Origin of the sequence: Quatrionicoccus australiensis, from assembly GCF_020510525.1 — a bacterium.
GTDB lineage: Bacteria > Pseudomonadota > Gammaproteobacteria > Burkholderiales > Rhodocyclaceae > Azonexus > Azonexus australiensis_B.
This window is the reverse complement of sequence record NZ_CP075188.1, coordinates 3,600,229-3,616,513: the sequence shown is the minus strand read 5'-3', so window position 1 is coordinate 3,616,513 and position 16,285 is coordinate 3,600,229. Positions and strand designations below refer to the sequence as shown.

Sequence of the window (16,285 nt, the reverse complement as noted above, 5' to 3'; positions counted from 1 at the left end):
GATGCACGTCGCTGCCGAACTGCCCATCCGCGAACGTTTGCAGCACTGGATCGAGCACCTGACGCACATCCTGCCGGCGCAGGCGCCGATCCGCGATTTCGTCCATCACAACACGCTGCACGGATTCCAGCATCTGCCTTTTGCCGAAGCGTTGGCCAGTGTCAATGAACTGACTGGCGCCCGCATGTACTGGCCGGAAGAGCGTTTTCGGGCGGCATATGCGGCCGGGCGGATCGACGCCGGCGATCTGCAGGCCGCGTTCGCTGAGCTCGGCCTGAGCGGTCTGGACGAATTGATCGCTGCCGGCTGTACGCGGCGCGACGTGCTGCTCGCCAGTTTGCTGACGCCGGGTGACGCACCGACGGCAAGTCGCCAGGGCTGGCTGGCGCGGGAAGGCATGCGCGACGATCCGTTTTTTGCCCGCGCCACGGCGTTGACCGCAGGCGCAGCCGACACGGCGTCTGGCGAGGACTGGCCTGCCGTTGCCAGACAGCGCTGGCTGGCGCTGTGTGCCCGGGTCGGCAAGGAGTGGACGCTGCGCAGTCTGCTGCAACACCTGAGTGGCGAGGATGTGCTGGAAACGGTGCGCAGCATGCTGCAGCGACAGCTCGCCGCGCATCTCGACCTCGGCGTCGCGGCCTGGCGCAACCCGGCGCGCGAACAGGGCTTCTATGCCGCCTGGCGCGCCTCGGCGGCGTCGGATGCCTTCTGGGAAATTGGCGACCTGCACAGTATCCGCGACGAGATCGCGCAGCTGCCGGACGACCCCGGCGAGGTGCTGCTCGCCGAACTGGCCCGCCTGCTGCCGGACGAGGCGCACTGGCCGGTCTATCTCGAACGCCTGGCGCTGGAGCAGCCGGGCTGGTCCGGCATGTTCCTGTGGCGCGACCGGCATCCCGGCTTCGGTGACGGCAGCCGCATCGCGATGGTCGATTACCTGGCGGTGCGTGTGCTGCTTGAGCGCCTGCTCTGCGAAGACCTGCTGCGCCGGCTGACCGGCTCGGCCATGGAATTCGACGAACTGCAGGGCTATTACCTGGCCGAGGCGGCCGAGTTCTACGTGCGCGATGCCATTCGCCGTGGCGGTCTGGACGAGGCCTTGCAGCATGCTGCCGGACGTTTGTTGCTGGCCGATGAGCAGCAGGCGGTCGACGAGAAGAAATGGGCAGAAATGGCGGCGCAGATCGCCGCGGCTCGCCCGGTCGAAGTCTCATCCGCCTCGCGCCTGGCGGGCCTGCTGCGTCACCTGGCCTTGCCGCCCGCGGTGCTCGACGCGCTGACGCCGGCTGCGGCGCAGCGTCTGCTCGCCGTTGCCGCCGAACTCTCTGATGCAGAGCGCGGCCAGCTCTGGCTGCTCGCCTACGAGCGGCATTATCGCGAGCAGTTGTTCGCCGGCCTGCGTGCCAACCAGTATCGCCACTTCCCCATTGCGGCACCGGCCGCCCAGGTCGTGATGTGCATGGACGACCGCGAGGAGGGGACGCGCCGTCATCTCGAGGAAATCGCGCCGGACATCATGACCTATGGCGCTGCCGGTTTCTTCGGCGTGCCGATGTGGTGGCAGGGCCTCGACGATCCGGAGAAGAGTGCGCTCTGCCCGGTCGTCGTGCAACCGACCCACCTCGTGCGCGAGACCGTCCGGCCCGCCGCGGTGGCCGGGCTGGCCCGGCATGTCGCGCAGCGTGAAAGCCGCCTGCGCTGGCGCGAACGCCTCTACCAGGCAACCCGCCGGCGGGCTTTGGGCGGGCCGCTGCTGACGGCATTGGCCGGCGTGCCGGCACTCGCCGCGCTGACCGCAACGACGCTGGCGCCGGGCTGGTTCGGCGCTGCCGTCAAGCGCTGGCGAACATGGTTCGAAGGGCGCCTGCCGACGCAACTGGCGCTGACCGCCGAAGAGGCGAGTCCCGGTACCCCGGCACAACCGCAGGCCGGTTTTACCGATCTGGAGCAGGTCGACCGGGTGGAAGCCTTCCTGCGCATGATCGGCCTGACCGACAATTTTGCGCCGCTGGTTCTGATGTTCGGCCATGGCTCGGGCAGCCGCAACAATCCCCATTACTCGGCCTACGCCTGCGGCGCCTGTTCCGGCAAGCATGGCGGCGCCAATGCCCGCGTTTTCGCCAGCATGGCCAACCGGCCGGCAGTGCGCGCCGGGCTGGCGGCGCGCGGCCTGAGCATTCCCGACTCTTGCTGGTTCGTCGCCGCCGAGCACAACACCTGCGACGACGGCGTCGAATGGTACGACCTCGACACCGTGCCGACCGTCTTTCAGGGGGCGCTGGAAACCCTGGTCCGGCAAGTCGGCGAGGCCTGCCGGGCGCATGCCGCCGAGCGCTGCCGCCGGCTCGCCTCGGCACCGGAGCGGCCGAATCCCTGGCTGGCGCTGCGCCACATGCGCGGCCGCGCCAACGACATCTCGCAGGCGCGGCCGGAACTCGGCCATGCGACCAATGCCGCCGCCTTCATCGGCCGCCGCACGATGAGCCGCGGCCTCTTCCTCGATCGTCGCGTCTTCCTGATTTCCTATGATCCGGTCGGCGACGACGAAGGAAAAATCGTCGAAGGCATCCTGCTTGCGGCCGGTCCGGTCGGGGCCGGGATTTCGCTCGAATATTACTTCTCGACGGTGAATAACGATGTCTTCGGCTGCGGCTCGAAGATCACCCACAACATCACCGGCCTGTTCGGTGTCATGGAAGGTGCCGATTCCGACCTGCGTACCGGCCTACCGCTGCAAATGGTCGAAATCCACGAGCCGATGCGCCTGCTCGTCGTCGTCGAACAGACGCCGGCCGTGCTGACCGCCATCCTGTACCGCCAGCCGGCGCTGCAGGAACTGATCGGCAATGCCTGGGTCGTTTTGGCCGCCTGCGACCCGTTGACCGGTGCGCTCGAACAATATTGCCCGCGCCGTGGCTGGTTGCCCTGGGACGGCGGTAGCGCGCTGCCGCAGGTGGCGCGTTCGGCCGACTGGTTTGCCGGCGAATCAGAGCCGCTGGCCCCGGCCATCATTCTCGGAGCTGCCTGATGCTGGAAATGCTTGCCGCCCTGCACGACTGGATCTGGCTGGTGCCGGCCCTGCCGCTGCTCGCTGTCGCCGTCAACGCGGCGCGCGTCCTGCTCGGTCTCGCCAAAGGCGATGCCAGCGAGCCGCTGACCGCCAATCTGGCGTCGCTGGCCGCTTTCGCCGGCCTGCTGCTGCTCCTCGCCATCGACCTGCATGCGCTGCTGCACGGCGCGCCCGGCCATCACCGGCTCGGCCACTGGTTCGGCACCGGCAACTGGGAGGCGACCTTCTCCTTCATGCTTGACCCGCTGTCGCTGACGCTCGGCACGCTGACCGCGCTGATCGGCTGGCTGGTGACGCGCTTCTCGGCCAATTACCTGCATCGCGAGGCCGGCTTCCATCGTTTCTTCATCGCGCTGTCCTTCTTCCTGGCCGGCATCCAGCTCGTGCTGCTCGCCGGCAACGGCCTGCTCGCCTTCGTCGGCTGGGAAATGTGCGGCGTCTCGTCCTTCCTGCTCATCGGTTACGCCTGGCACCGGCCGGTGGCGACCGGCAATGCGCTGTTCGCCTTCGTCACCAATCGCGGCGGCGATGCCGGTTTCCTGCTGGCGCTGGCGCTTGCCGCGGCCTGGCTCGGCGGTTTCGAGTGGACGGCCTTGTCGAAGGCGCACCAGATCAGCGTCGTCAATGCCCGCCTGCTGATCATCGGTTTCGTTATCGCCGCCCTCGCCAAGTCGGCGCAACTGCCCTTCACGCCGTGGATCACGCGCGCGCTGGAAGGCCCGACGCCGTCCTCGGCGATCTTCTACGGCGCGGTCATGGTGCATGCCGGCGTCTACCTGATGCTGCGCCTCGAACCGCTCCTCGTCGAAGTGCCCGACGTCATGCTCGGGCTGGTCGTGGCCGGCGCCGCGACGGCCATCTACGCCTGGCTGTGCGGCCTGGTGCAGAGCGACGTCAAGTCGGCGCTGATCTTCGCCACTGTCTTCCAGGTCGGCCTGATGTTCGTCGAGATCGGCCTCGGCTGGACGACGCTGGCGCTGATTCATCTCTGCCTGCATGCCGGCTGGCGCGTCTGGCACTTCCTGCTGGCGCCGTCCTGGCTGGACCTGACGCGCGCCCGCCCGGCGCCGCCACCGGCCTGGCTGCAGCGCCGGCAATGGCTGTACACCGCCGCGCTACAGCGTTTCTGGCTGGATACGCTGGCCGACAAGCTGTTTGTGCAGCCGACCGAATCCTTCGCACGCGACGTGCGCGGCCTCGAGGAACATTTCATCGACCGCGCCATCGGCCAGCCCGGCGCCGGCCACGCGGTGCAGCCGGAGCGCCCGCTGGTGCGCGTCGATGGCCTGCCCGGCCGGGCCCTGGCGGGCGTTTCCGACCTCCTGCAACGGATCGAGAACCGCCTGCTGCTGCGCGGTCGCGGCGGCACGGCCGAACGCCTGTTGCAGCATCTGGGCAGCTACCTGCGGACGCTGGAAAACCTGCTTGAACAACCGCGCTATTTGATGATGGCGGTGATGGCGACTTTCGTGGTGATCCTGTGAATACGGTGCTGACTGAAATTTTCTGGACGCAGCAGGGCAGCCTGCCGCTGCTGTTGCTCGTGCAACTGCTGCCGCTGTTCGGCGCGGCGCTGGTTTTGGCCCTGCGCCAGCGGTCGACCGCTGCGCTGGCGGCAAAATGCCTGGCGCTGGCCGAATTGCTGCTGCTCGTCTACGTCGTCGGGCGCATCGATCCGACTTCGCCGGCGCTGCAACTGGCCGAGCGTTTCGCGCCGCTTGCCTGGCATGTGGCGGTCGACGGCATCAGTCTGGTCTTTTTGCTGCTCGCCGCCTTGCTGACGCTGTTGATGACCTTGTACGGCATGAGCCGCAGCCGCATCTCGCCGGGTCTGCTGTTCAGTGTGCTGCTGCTCGCCGAAGGCGGCTTGGTCGGCATGCTGCTGACCCTGAACCTGGCCTGGTTTGCCGCTTTCTCGGCGCTCGAGTTGTGGGCGGTCGTTTTCCTGCTCCGGCACTGGGCGGCCTCACGCGTCGAGACGCAGGCGCTGGCGCGCTTCGTCCAGTATCAGGCGTTCGGCTGGGCGCTCTTTGCCGCCGGTTGCGTCGTGCTCGGCTGGGGGCATGCCGAGGCGCATGCCGGGCGCTGGAGCTTCGACCTGTTCGACCTGCAGCAGACGCTGCCGGTCGGGAAGTTCCAGACCGCCGCCTTCTACCTGCTGTTCTACGGCCTTGCCGTGCGCACGCCGCTCTTTCCGCTGCACGGCTGGCTGCCCAACATGGCGCAGCACGGGCTGATCGCCGTCGCGCCGGCGCTGATGGTCGGCGTCAAGGTCGGCATCTACGGCATGCTGCGCTTCGTGCTGCCGCTGACGCCAACGGCGGTCGCCTACTGGCAGCCCTACGTCGTCGGCTTCGCGATGGCCGGGATCTTCTTCACCGCGGCGCTCGCCTTCCAGCAGTCCGACCTGCGCCGGCTGCTTGCCTTTGCCGTGGTCAGCCATACCAGCCTGCTGGTGATCGGTGTGTTTAGCCTGCACGAATCCGGCATTCAGGGTGCCGTGCTGCTCGCCGCCAATTTCGGGCTGGCGGTGACCGGCATGTGGTTCATCGTCGGCTTTGTTTTCCGGCGCACTGGCACCACCGAGCTGCATGAGCTGTCCGGCCTGTTCGAGCGCATTCCCTTCCTCGCCATTGCCTTCCTCGGCTGCGGTCTGGCCATCGTCGGCATGCCCGGCACGCCCGGTTTCGATGCCGCCCACCTGGTGCTCGAAGCAGCCATCGACAATTTCGGCGCCCTGCCCACAGTCGCCGCTGCGCTCGGCAACGTCGCTGCCGCCGGCTTCCTGCTCTGGGCTTTCCAGCGCGCCTTCCTCAGCCAGCGGCAGACGGGGGCGGTCGAGGTCGAACATACGCAGCTGATGGAGTACGTCGTTTGCGGCATTGCGCTGCTTGCCCTGCTGGTTATCGGCTTCTTTGCCGAACCCTGGCTGCATCTGACGGAAGCCGCCAGTCAGGCGATCGCCACGAGGTTTGTGCGATGAAGCTGCCGCTGCTTTCCCTGCTCATTTTCCTGCCGTTGGCAACGGCAGCGCTGCTCTGGCTGCTGCCGGCGCGCCTGACCCGGCATCTGGTGGCGGCCGGCATGACGCTGAGCCTGCTGCTCGCGACCTGGATCCTGTTCGTTTTCGTGCCGACCGGCGAGCCTTTCCAGTTCGTCGAGCGGGCGGTATGGATCGCCGGACTGAATGTGCAGTATTTCGTAGCGGTCGACGGTCTTTCCGTGCTCTTTTTGCCGGCTACGGCGCTGCTCTTCCTCGGCTCGCTGGTCGCCTGCTGGAACAGCATCGAAGAAAATCGCCGCCTGCATTACAGCCTGTTGCTGCTGTTGCAGAGCGCGACGCTGGGCATTTTCTGCGCCCTCGACACGCTGCTCTTCTTCGTCTTCTGGGAAGCAACGCTGTTGCCTATCTATTTCCTGCTCGGGCGCTGGGGCGCGACAGTCGATGCCGGCCGCGTTGCGGCGCGCTATTTCCTGATCATGCTGGCCGGCGGTATTCCGCTGCTGCTTGCCTTCATCCTGCTTGCCGCCAGCCAGCCAGTGCCGACCTTCGATCTGAGCCTGCTGCTCGCCGCCGACCTGCCACGCTCGACCCAGTACGCGGTCTTCCTGCTCCTGCTGCTCGGCTTCGGCCTCAAGGTGCCCTTCGTGCCGCTGCATACCTGGCTGCCGCAGTTCGCGCTCGCCGCGCCGGGCTCGCTGACCGCACTGCTGGTCGGCCTGAAAATCGGCGCCTTCGGCCTGGTGCGCTTCGCCATTCCGCTCGCACCGCTGGCGGCGCAGGATCTGCACTGGCTGCTTGCCGGTCTCGGCACGCTGGCGCTGCTCTACGGCGCGGTCGGCATGCTGGCGCAGAGCAACCTGCGCGTCGGTCTGGCCTATGCCAGCATCTGCCACGTCGGCCTTGCCGTGCTCGGTCTGTCGGCGTTCACCGCGCAGGCGGCGCAGGGCGCGATTTCGCTGCTGCTCAGCTTTGCCGTGGCGACCGGCGGCGCTTTCATCCTGCTCGAGTTTTTGCGCCAGCGCACCGGGTCGACCGATATCAATAGTTTGGGTGGCGCGGCGAAGACGATGCCGCTGTTGGCCAGCGGTTTCCTGATCTGCGGTCTGGCCGGGGTCGGCATGCCGGGAACGAGCAGCTTTCCCGGGGAATTCATGCTGATCATCGCGACCCTGCACAGCCATACCGGTGCCGGGCTGGCTGCCTTGTTCGCGCTGTCGATCGCGGCCGGCGGCTTTTTGTCGCTTTACCGCAAGGCTTTCTTCGGGCCGCTGACGCGGCCGGAAGTGGCGCAGGCCGAAGACCTGCGGCCGCGCGAATGGCTGGTGCTGGTGGCCTTGATTGCGATGGTGGCCGGGATCGGCATCTATCCCGGACCCTGGATAGAGATTGTCCGCCCGGCGGCGGAAGCCTGGGCGGCCGGGCTCGGGCGCTGAGCGCCTATTTCTTGCGGGGCGCTTCGGTGTCGGTGATCGAGTGGCCTTCTTCGGCCGCGGCCTGGAGCAGCCAGCACAGGTCGCTGCCCTGGACAGGCATCGGGATCATCTGGTTGCGGCTCCAGCGAAAGACCGGGCCGAACGGCACGTAGCGCGCCAGCACGTCGCCGTGCGGGCTGACGCCAAAGAACGGCCAGGGTGAAGTGAAAGCTTCCTTCAGTTGGTCTGCGGTCATGGCCGTTCTCCTTGCCTGGTTTGATTCCGGATCTTAGACCTTCTTGACGAACTCGGTCTTCAATTGCATGGCGCCGATGCCGTCGATCTTGCAGTCGATGTCGTGGTCGCCGTCGATCAGGCGGATGTTCTTGACCTTGGTGCCGACCTTGACGACCGACGACGAGCCCTTGATCTTGAGATCCTTGATCACGGTGACGGTGTCGCCGTCCTGCAGGACGTTGCCGTTGGCGTCCTTCCAGACCTTGGCCTGTTCGCCGGCGTCGGCTGCGGCGTCCTTGCTCCATTCATGGGCGCATTCCGGGCAGACGTACATGGCGCCGTCTTCGTAGGTGAATTCGGACTTGCATTGCGGGCAGTTGGGCAGGGACATCGGTTTTTCCTTTTCAGTAATTTTCTTCGTTGCCGCCCATCAGATCGGGCAGCAGGATGTAGGCGCGCTTGAGGGCGGCGGAGAGATCGGCGCAGACGTTGTTGTCGCCGAGTTGATCGATGAAGCCTGAGCGCTGGAGCAGCGAGCCCGGTTGCGAGTTCATGCCGCAGACGAGCAGCGTGCAGCCGCGCTTCTTCAGCTTGTCGAGCAGGCTTTCCAGACCTTCGAGGCCGGTGGTGTCGAGCTGGATCAGTTGCGTCATGTCGAGGATGACGACTTCCGGGTGGCCGGCCGCGGGGTCGAGCAGGACTTCCAGCTTGTTCACCGCGCCGAAGAACAGCGAGCCGAACATCTGCCAGGCGGCGACGCGCATCGTGCCGTCCGGATAGAGCAGATGCGGATCATCGGCTTCCTCGCGCAGCGGTCGACGCTCGATACGGGTCAATTCCGACATGCGGTAGATGAAGAACAGGCAGGCCAGCACCATGCCAAGCTCGACGGCAATGGTCAGGTCGAAGATCACGGTGACCAGGAAGGTGGCGAGCAGGATCACCCGGTAATTATTGGTGTAGCGGCGCAACTCCATGAATTCGTGCCATTCGCCCATGTTGACCGCGACGACCATAACGATCGCCGACAGCGTGGCGAGTGGTACGTAGGAGGCGAGCGGTGCGGCGATCAGCACGATGCCGAGCAGGACGAGGGCGTGGATGATGCCGGCAATCGGTGTGCGGCCGCCGGTCTTGACGTTGGTCGAGGTGCGCGCGATGGCGCCGGTCGCCGCGAAGCCGCCGAAGAAGGGGGCGGCGATGTTGGAAAGTCCCTGCGCGACGAGTTCCTGGTTGGGATCATGGCGGTCGTCGATCAGGCCGTCGGCGACGCGCGCCGAGAGCAGCGATTCGATGGCGCCAAGCAGCGCGATGGTGATCGCCGGCGAGATCAGCTTGCCGAAATCGTGGATCGACAGGTCGGGGAAGCCGAGCGCCGGCAGTTCCTGCGGGATGCCATGGAAGCGGCTGCCGATGGTTTCCACCGGCAGGTCGAACAGGAAGGAAACCAGCGTGCCGACGATGAGCACGGCGAGCGGGCCGGGCGCCCGGCGCAGCAAAGCGACGTGCTGCGCCAGGCGGTTGTAGGAAATCAGGAAGATGAAGCAGGCGCTGGCCAGGCCCAGGGTCGGCAGGTCTACGCTGTGGGCGTTGGCGGCCAGGGCCTTGATGCGGTGGAAGAATTCGGCGGGCAGGTTGTCGATCTTCAGGCCGAAGAAATCCTTGATCTGGGCGAGGAAGATCACCACCGCGATGCCGTTGGTGAAGCCGATGACGACGCTGACCGGGATGAAGCGGATCAGCTGTCCCATGCGTGCCAGGCCCATGGCGAGCAGGAAAATGCCGGCGAGGATGGTGGCGCCCATCAGGTTGGCGTAGCCATGCAGGGCGACGATGCCATAAACGATGGGAATGAAGGCGCCGGTCGGTCCGCCGATCTGGACGCGCGAACCGCCCAGGGCGGCAGTGATGAAACCGGCGATGATCGCCGTCCAGATGCCGGCCGCCGGCGAGCAGCCCGAGGCGATCGCGAAGGCCATGGCGAGCGGCAGGGCGAGGACGCCGACGGTGATTCCCGAGGCCAGGTCCTTGGCAAACTGGGCGCGGTTGTAGCCGGGCAGGCAATCCAGCAACTTGGGATGGAAGGCGATTTTCATGGCGCGCGCTCGGGGAGTGAGCCGGTGATTATATGAGCAGCCGGTTATTCGTCAATGTTAATCATATGTTAACATGATGCAATCTGATTCCCTGGAGGCTGCGATGGAAAAGCGCACCGCCCGCCTGACCCTGTTGATCGACCCGCAAAAGAAGCAGATTTTCGAAGAAATATGTGCGAGCCAGGACCTGACGCCGTCGCAGGTCGTGCGCCGGCTGATCCGGCAGTACATCCTCGACAATGCCGGCGAACGCGAGCTGCCGGTCTGGCTGAAGCCGGCCGGCAAGGCCGGCGAATAGTCAGTCGGCGCTTGACTCGGGCGCCTTCGGGCGCACCTTGTCCGGATGGTGCGCGGCGATATAGGCGTCGTAGCGGGCCTGCATCGCCGGTGTCTGTTTGGCAATCTCGCGCAGGATCTTGCCCATTGCCCAGAACATCACGGCCGCGCCGCCCAGCGTGCAGGCCACGGCCTCAGCGGTCGACGTCGGAAAACCGGTAAAAATCGCGCCCTTGCCGCCGGCAAACCAGCTGCCGCCGATGGCAACGCAGGAAAGCCCGAACACATCGGCCAGGGCGTAGAGAAAAATCGGCCCGGTCAGGCTCGGGCGGGGCGGGCGAATTGGCGAATTGAACATTTGTGGTCGCTATAATGCGGAATCGCTCATTCTGCCTCAAGAGGTGTTTCCATGCTTTCAAGGTTTTCCCTGCTTGCCGCGCTGCTCGTTCTGGCCGGTGTCGCCCAGGCCGACATCAAAATCGGCGTTGTCGCTTCGTCGACCGGTCCGACCGCCGTGGTCGGCATTCCCCAAAAGAACACCGTCGCCCTGCTGCCGAATGAGATCGCCGGCCAGAAGATCGAGTACATCGTGCTCGACGATGCCTCCGATCCGACCAATGCGGTGACCGGTGTCAAGAAACTGCTCGCCGAACACAAGGTCGATGCGCTGATTGGCCCGACGACGACGCCGGCCGCGCTGGCCATCCTCGATTTCGTCGCCGAGTCGAAGACGCCGCTGCTGACCACGGTCGGTTCTTCGTCGGTGGTGCTGCCGATGGACGACAAGAAGAAGTGGGTGTTCAAGACGACGCAGAACGACGATCTGATCGCCGAGGCGGTGATCGCCCACATGACGGCCAATGGCGTCAAGACGCTGGGCTTCATCGGTTTCAACGATCCCTACGGCGAAAACTGGTTCAAGGTCTTCGGCGGCCTGGCTGAAAAGGCCGGTCTGAGCATCATTGCCAACGAACGCTTCAGCCGCACCGACCAGTCGGTGACCGGCCAGGTGCTGAAAGTGATTGCGGCGCGTCCGGATGCCGTGTTCATCGCCGCGACCGGCGGCCCGGCCGTGCTGCCGCAGGCCGGTTTGCAGGAAAAGGGCTACAAGGGCCGCATCTACCAGACGCACGGCGTCGCAACCAACGACTTCATCCGCCTCGGCGGCAAGGTGGTCGAAGGCACGCTGATGGCGGGCGGGCCCTTGCTCGCCGCCGACGATCTGCCGAACAGCAACCCGATCAAGGCGGTGGCGCTCGGCTACATCAAGGCTTACGAAGGTCGCTACGGGGTCGGGACGATGTCCACCTTCGGCGCCAATACCTGGGATGCCGGTCTGCTGCTGCAGAAGGCGATTCCCCTGGCGCTCAAAAAGGCCAAGCCGGGCACGCCGGAGTTCCGGATCGCGCTGCGCGATGTGCTCGAACAGTCGAAGGAGGTGGTTGGTGCGCAGGGCGTGTTCAACATGACGGCCCAGAATCACAATGGCATGGATCAGCGTTCGCGCGTGATGATGACCGTCAAGGGTGGCAAGTGGGTGTTGCTCAAGGATTGATCTGACGCAGCGCAGCGCGCTTGCTGCCGCCCGCGGTGCCCGATGATGTCGGTGCGCTGCGGGCTTTTTTTTGCCTGACACTGTAAAAAAATGTTGTGAAATCGCTTGACAACCATGAAGTCAAGCCTCGACTTATACACAGTGGGCACAATATTTTTTTGCGCCAACCCCTTGACGATGACGGATTTGTTAAATTACATATCGATTTAATATATTCAATTAAATCAATGGCTTAGTGTTTAGCTCAAGTTTGAGGCAGGGTAAGGAAAAGCCTTGTGGGACGGTGACTTAGCGCATTCACCCACGATTCATTCACAGACTTATCCACAGTTTTTGTGGATAGTTTGAAAAGGACAAAACTGGAGGCTGGATTGGCTTGCTAACTTAAAGTGTTACTTGAGGTTTGGGCCGGGGTTTGCTGCGCTGCAATAAAAAAAGGGCCTGAAATTCAGGCCCTTTTTTCGGTTCCGGATTATTTGACTCGCATGCCCGGTTGCGCCCCCGAGTCGGGAGACAACAGGTAGATGCCCGGCGTCTTGCCATCCGGATCGGAGGCGGCCATGACCATGCCTTCCGACATGCCGAACTTCATCTTGCGTGGTGCCAGGTTGGCGACCATCACGGTCAGGCGGCCGATCAGCGTTGCCGGGTCGTAGGCGGCCTTGATGCCGGCGAAGACCTGGCGCGGCTGCTCTTCGCCGATATCCAGCGACAGGCGGATCAGCTTGTCGGCGCCTTCGACATGTTCGGCGTTGGCAATGCGCGCGATGCGCAGGTCGATCTTCATGAAGTCATCGATGCTGCACAGGCCATCGGCGACCGGCGCGGCTTCCTTCTTGCCGGCGGCCGCTTCGGTTTTTGCCGTTTTCTTGACGTCGACCGCTGCGACTTCGGCGGCCGGGGCCAGAGACTCCTTGTTGGCCTCGACCAGCTTCTCGATCAGCTTGGGATCGACGCGCGTCATCAGGTGCTCGTAGGTGTTGATGCCGTGCCCGGCGGCAAGCAGGCCTTGCGTGTCGGTCCAGGTCAGCGGCGCAATGTTGAGGAAGGCTTCGACCTTGCCGGCGATGATCGGCAGGATGGGCTTGAGCAACACGGTGAGCAGGCGGAACAGGTTGAGCGCGTTCGAGCAGGCGGCGTGCAGTTCGGCCTCCTTGCCTTCCTGCTTGGCGAGTTCCCAGGGCTTGACGCTATCGACGTACTGGTTGGCACCGTCGGTCAGGGCCATGACTTCGCGCATCGCCTTGCCGAATTCGCGGGCTTCGTAAAGATCGGCAATGCGTCCGGCCGCTTCCTGGATCGCCTTGATGGCGGGCAGGTTTTCATCGGCTGGCGCCAGTTGACCGTTGAAGCGCTTGCTGATGAAGCCGGCCGAGCGGCTGGCGATATTGACGTACTTGCCGACCAGGTCGGAATTGACGCGGGCGCAGAAGTCGTCGAAGTTGAGGTCGATGTCTTCCATGGTGTTCGACAGCTTGGCGGCAAAGTAATAACGCAACCATTCCGGATTGAGGCCGGTCTTGAGGAAGCTCTCGGCGGTAATGAAAGTGCCGCGCGATTTCGACATTTTGGCGCCGTCGACCGTCAGGAAACCATGCGCGAAGATCTTGCTCGGCGTGCGGTAGCCGGCGTGGGCCAGTTCGGCCGGCCAGAACAGCGCGTGGAAGTAGAGGATGTCCTTGCCGATGAAATGGTAGAGCTCGGTCGTCGAGTCCGGCTTGAACCACTCGTTGAAGTCGAGGCCCTTTTGTGCGCACAGGTTCTTGAACGAGCCCATGTAGCCAATCGGCGCGTCGAGCCAGACGTAGAAATACTTGCCCGGCGCATCGGGAATTTCGAAGCCGAAGTAGGGCGCATCGCGCGAGATGTCCCAGTCGGTCAGCTTGTTTTCGCCCGGCGCGCCCAGCCATTCCTGCATCTTGTTGGCGGCTTCGGCCTGCAGCGTGCCGTTGGCCTTGCTGGTGTACTGGCGCAGGAAAGCTTCGCAGCGCGGGTCGGAGAGCTTGAAGAAATAGTGTTCCGAGTTGCGCAGCTCCGGCTTGGCGCCGGAAATGGCCGAGTACGGCTCGATCAGGTCGGTCGGCGCATAGGCGGCGCCGCAGACTTCGCAGTTGTCGCCGTACTGGTCCTTGGCGTGACACTTCGGGCATTCGCCCTTGATGAAACGGTCGGGCAGGAAGAGTTGTTTCTGCGGGTCGTAATACTGCTCGATGGTGCGCGTCTCGATCAGGCCGCTGGCTTTCAGCTTGGCGTAGATGTCGTTGGCGCATTCGCGGGTTTCCGGCGAGTGCGTGCTGTAGAAATTGTCGAAGCCGACATGGAAGCCGGCGAAGTCGCGCGAGTGCTCGCCATGCACGCGGGCGATCAGTTGCTCCGGCGTGATGCCTTCCTTCTCGGCGCGCAGCATGATAGGCGTGCCGTGCGTGTCGTCGGCGCAGACGTACCAGCATTCGTTGCCGGCCATCTTCTGATAGCGGACCCAGATGTCGGTCTGGATGTACTCGACCAGGTGGCCGAGGTGAATGGCGCCGTTGGCGTAAGGCAGGGCAGAGGTGACGAGGATTTTGCGCGACATGGGAGGCGGAAGGCGAATGAATAAAACGCGATTTTACCGCGATGCGTCACTTTCCCGGCCGTTTAACGCATGCGCCCCCAATTTCCGGACTTGTGTCAGAAAGGTAAACGATTGTGTTGGCTTGGTAAAATTAGTCAGTCTGCGTATTGCCGATGCGCATGCAAGGCGGCAAAATCCGCCTTTAAAGGGGATACCATGAATTTTGCCGTCATTGAAGACAGCCGTAGTCAGGCTGAAGTGCTGAAAGCCCTGCTCAAGAGCGAAGGACACCAGGTCGAGGTGTTCAGCGAAGGGCTGGCCTGCATTGAGGCCATGAAGACCCGCTCCTTCGATTTTTTCGTCGTCGACTGGACCTTGCCGGATATCGGCGGTGATGAGGTCCTGAAACATATCCGCGAGAAGTGTGGCTGGGATGTGCCGGTCGTCTTCTGCACGGCGCGCACCGAAGAAGAAAGCGCAGCCGACATTCTGCGTCTCGGCGCCGATGACTTCATTCCCAAGCCGATCCGTTACATGGAATTCATGGCCCGTGTCCAGGGGCTGCTGCGCCGGCGCAAGTCGGCCCGGCCGGGGCCGCTGCGCATCGGTGGTATCGAAATGGATCTCGAAGGGCGGCGTGTCACCCTGGCCGGTGTCGAAGTGGATCTGACGCAGCGCGAATTCGATCTGGCTGTCGTCCTGCTGCGCAATATCGGTCGTGTCCTGCCGCGTGAAGAGCTGCTTTCCAGCGTCTGGGTACGCGACAACGAAGTCGATACGCGCACCGTCGACACGCACGCCAGTCGCCTGCGCAAGAAGCTCGGCCTGGCCGGCGAAAGCGGCCTGATGCTGACTTCCGTTTATGGTCAGGGTTATCGTCTGGATACCGTGCAGCAAGGCTGAAGCAGTTCGCCGCTTGCGGTATACTGGACAAAATAGCTCGGGTATTTCCCGGCTTGTCCAAAGCGCCCCAACCGGAGTTTTCATGAGTCTCTCAGAACAGCAAGTCAAGGCTGCACTTTCTGCGGCGGTCGACCCCAATACCAGCAAGGATTTCGTCACCGGCAAAGCGGTGAAGAACATCCGGATTGATGGCGCCGATGTCTCCTTCGACATCGAGCTCGGTTATCCGGCCAAAACCCAGATCGAAGTGATCCGCCAGCAGGTGCAAGCGGCCGTCGCCGGTGTGCCGGGTGTCGGCAAGGTTGTGGCCAATGTGTACAGCAAGATCGTCGCCCATAGTGTGCAGGTCGGCGTCAAGCTGCTACCCGGCGTCAAGAACATCATTGCCGTTGCCTCCGGCAAGGGCGGCGTCGGCAAGAGCACGACGGCGGTCAACCTGGCCCTGGCGCTGGTTCAGGAAGGCGCCCGCGTCGGCATTCTCGACGCCGATATCTATGGCCCTTCGCAGCCGCAGATGCTTGGCCTGGCTGGCGAGCAGCCCGAGTCGAAGGACGGCAAGAGCATGGAGCCGCTCGAGGCCTATGGTTTGCAGGCGATGTCGATCGGTTTCATGGTCGATGTCGAGACGCCGATGGTCTGGCGCGGCCCTATGGTCGCCCAGGCGCTTGACCAGATGCTCGGCCAGACCAACTGGCACGATCTCGATTACCTGATCGTCGATATGCCGCCGGGTACCGGCGATGTCCAGCTGTCGATGGCGCAGAAGGTGCCGGTAACCGGCGCCGTGATCGTCACCACGCCGCAGGACATCGCCCTGATCGATGCGCGCAAGGGTCTGAAGATGTTCGAGAAAGTGAATATTCCGATTCTCGGCATTGTCGAAAACATGAGCATTCACATCTGCTCGAACTGCGGTCATGCCGAGCACATCTTCGGCGAAGGCGGCGGTCAGCGCATGGGCGATGATTACGACGTCGAGTTCCTCGGCAGCCTGCCGCTGGAAATGGCGATTCGCCAGATGGCCGACGGCGGCAAGCCGACCGTGGTCGGCGCGCCGGATTCCCGCACGGCCGAGATCTATCGCGGCATCGCCCGCCGGGTCGCGGTCAAGATCGCCGACAAGGCAAAGGACATGACTTCGAAGTTCCCGAACATCGTGGTGCAGAACACCTAAGTTT

Annotated in this window: 13 protein-coding genes; 8 read left to right on the top strand and 5 right to left on the bottom strand. The window is 64.0% G+C overall.

All coding sequences use genetic code 11. The features are described 5' to 3' along the window. The first annotated feature begins 1 nt into the window (after position 1). The 4 genes from KI612_RS17250 to KI612_RS17235 are packed head-to-tail and all read left to right on the top strand — an operon-like array spanning position 2 to position 7,507. Positions 2 to 3,028 (top strand): DUF2309 domain-containing protein, encoded by a 3,027-nt coding sequence (locus KI612_RS17250; protein WP_226441295.1) that lies wholly within the window; start codon positions 2 to 4, stop codon positions 3,026 to 3,028. Beyond that, complete coding sequence (locus KI612_RS17245; protein WP_226441294.1) at positions 3,028 to 4,554, top strand: proton-conducting transporter transmembrane domain-containing protein; 1,527 nt, start codon at positions 3,028 to 3,030, stop codon at positions 4,552 to 4,554. Before KI612_RS17250 ends, KI612_RS17245 begins: the two co-directional genes overlap by 1 nt. A 5-nt stretch (positions 4,555 to 4,559) precedes the next feature. After that, positions 4,560 to 6,053 carry a complex I subunit 4 family protein gene (locus KI612_RS17240; protein ID WP_226441293.1) on the top strand — a complete coding sequence of 498 codons (1,494 nt, stop codon included), beginning with the start codon at positions 4,560 to 4,562 and terminating at the stop codon, positions 6,051 to 6,053. Continuing rightward, positions 6,050 to 7,507 (top strand): complex I subunit 4 family protein, encoded by a 1,458-nt coding sequence (locus KI612_RS17235; protein WP_226441292.1) that lies wholly within the window; start codon positions 6,050 to 6,052, stop codon positions 7,505 to 7,507. The genes KI612_RS17240 and KI612_RS17235 overlap by 4 nt, the downstream gene beginning before the upstream one ends. A 4-nt stretch (positions 7,508 to 7,511) precedes the next feature. Here the strand turns inward: KI612_RS17235 and KI612_RS17230 are convergent, their stop codons facing one another. Genes KI612_RS17230 through KI612_RS17220 form a run of 3 tightly spaced genes read right to left on the bottom strand, consistent with a single transcriptional unit; the run spans position 7,512 to position 9,819 of the window. Further along, positions 7,512 to 7,742 (bottom strand): hypothetical protein, encoded by a 231-nt coding sequence (locus KI612_RS17230; protein ID WP_226441291.1) that lies wholly within the window; start codon positions 7,740 to 7,742, stop codon positions 7,512 to 7,514. A 33-nt stretch (positions 7,743 to 7,775) separates the two neighbouring features. Beyond that, complete coding sequence (locus KI612_RS17225; RefSeq protein ID WP_226441290.1) at positions 7,776 to 8,114, bottom strand: zinc ribbon domain-containing protein YjdM; 339 nt, start codon at positions 8,112 to 8,114, stop codon at positions 7,776 to 7,778. A gap of 13 nt (positions 8,115 to 8,127) precedes the next feature. Further along, positions 8,128 to 9,819: a SulP family inorganic anion transporter gene (locus KI612_RS17220; RefSeq protein ID WP_226441289.1), complete on the bottom strand. Its 1,692-nt coding sequence runs from the start codon at positions 9,817 to 9,819 to the stop codon at positions 8,128 to 8,130. Between the two features lie 103 nt (positions 9,820 to 9,922). Between KI612_RS17220 and KI612_RS17215 the strand changes: the two genes are divergently transcribed. Then, complete coding sequence (locus KI612_RS17215; protein ID WP_226441288.1) at positions 9,923 to 10,117, top strand: CopG family transcriptional regulator; 195 nt, start codon at positions 9,923 to 9,925, stop codon at positions 10,115 to 10,117. Here KI612_RS17215 and KI612_RS17210 read toward each other — a convergent pair whose 3' ends face one another. Then, positions 10,118 to 10,453 (bottom strand): hypothetical protein, encoded by a 336-nt coding sequence (locus tag KI612_RS17210; RefSeq protein WP_226441287.1) that lies wholly within the window; start codon positions 10,451 to 10,453, stop codon positions 10,118 to 10,120. Between the two features lie 51 nt (positions 10,454 to 10,504). On the opposite strand from KI612_RS17210, the gene KI612_RS17205 reads away from it, so the two are divergent. Next, positions 10,505 to 11,650, top strand: a complete 1,146-nt coding sequence (locus tag KI612_RS17205) for an ABC transporter substrate-binding protein (protein WP_226441286.1) — start codon at positions 10,505 to 10,507, stop codon at positions 11,648 to 11,650. A gap of 472 nt (positions 11,651 to 12,122) precedes the next feature. Here KI612_RS17205 and metG read toward each other — a convergent pair whose 3' ends face one another. Beyond that, positions 12,123 to 14,225: a methionine--tRNA ligase gene (gene metG / locus KI612_RS17200; protein WP_226441285.1), complete on the bottom strand. Its 2,103-nt coding sequence runs from the start codon at positions 14,223 to 14,225 to the stop codon at positions 12,123 to 12,125. 195 nt (positions 14,226 to 14,420) lie between these two features. Here metG and KI612_RS17195 point away from each other — a divergent pair, with 195 nt between their 5' ends. Then, complete coding sequence (locus KI612_RS17195; protein ID WP_226441284.1) at positions 14,421 to 15,107, top strand: response regulator transcription factor; 687 nt, start codon at positions 14,421 to 14,423, stop codon at positions 15,105 to 15,107. An 82-nt stretch (positions 15,108 to 15,189) separates the two neighbouring features. Next, positions 15,190 to 16,281 (top strand): iron-sulfur cluster carrier protein ApbC, encoded by a 1,092-nt coding sequence (gene apbC, locus KI612_RS17190; RefSeq protein WP_226441283.1) that lies wholly within the window; start codon positions 15,190 to 15,192, stop codon positions 16,279 to 16,281. The last annotated feature ends 4 nt before the right edge of the window (positions 16,282 to 16,285 follow it).

Coding starts and splice junctions, on each gene's coding strand:
- KI612_RS17215 (WP_226441288.1), top strand. CDS start 9,923: ATGGAAAAGCGCACCGCCCGCCTGACCCTGTTGATCGACCCGCAAAAG.
- KI612_RS17225 (WP_226441290.1), bottom strand. CDS start 8,114: ATGTCCCTGCCCAACTGCCCGCAATGCAAGTCCGAATTCACCTACGAA.
- KI612_RS17235 (WP_226441292.1), top strand. CDS start 6,050: ATGAAGCTGCCGCTGCTTTCCCTGCTCATTTTCCTGCCGTTGGCAACG.
- apbC (WP_226441283.1), top strand. CDS start 15,190: ATGAGTCTCTCAGAACAGCAAGTCAAGGCTGCACTTTCTGCGGCGGTC.
- KI612_RS17230 (WP_226441291.1), bottom strand. CDS start 7,742: ATGACCGCAGACCAACTGAAGGAAGCTTTCACTTCACCCTGGCCGTTC.
- KI612_RS17220 (WP_226441289.1), bottom strand. CDS start 9,819: ATGAAAATCGCCTTCCATCCCAAGTTGCTGGATTGCCTGCCCGGCTAC.
- KI612_RS17195 (WP_226441284.1), top strand. CDS start 14,421: ATGAATTTTGCCGTCATTGAAGACAGCCGTAGTCAGGCTGAAGTGCTG.
- KI612_RS17205 (WP_226441286.1), top strand. CDS start 10,505: ATGCTTTCAAGGTTTTCCCTGCTTGCCGCGCTGCTCGTTCTGGCCGGT.
- metG (WP_226441285.1), bottom strand. CDS start 14,225: ATGTCGCGCAAAATCCTCGTCACCTCTGCCCTGCCTTACGCCAACGGC.
- KI612_RS17245 (WP_226441294.1), top strand. CDS start 3,028: ATGCTGGAAATGCTTGCCGCCCTGCACGACTGGATCTGGCTGGTGCCG.
- KI612_RS17210 (WP_226441287.1), bottom strand. CDS start 10,453: ATGTTCAATTCGCCAATTCGCCCGCCCCGCCCGAGCCTGACCGGGCCG.
- KI612_RS17250 (WP_226441295.1), top strand. CDS start 2: ATGCACGTCGCTGCCGAACTGCCCATCCGCGAACGTTTGCAGCACTGG.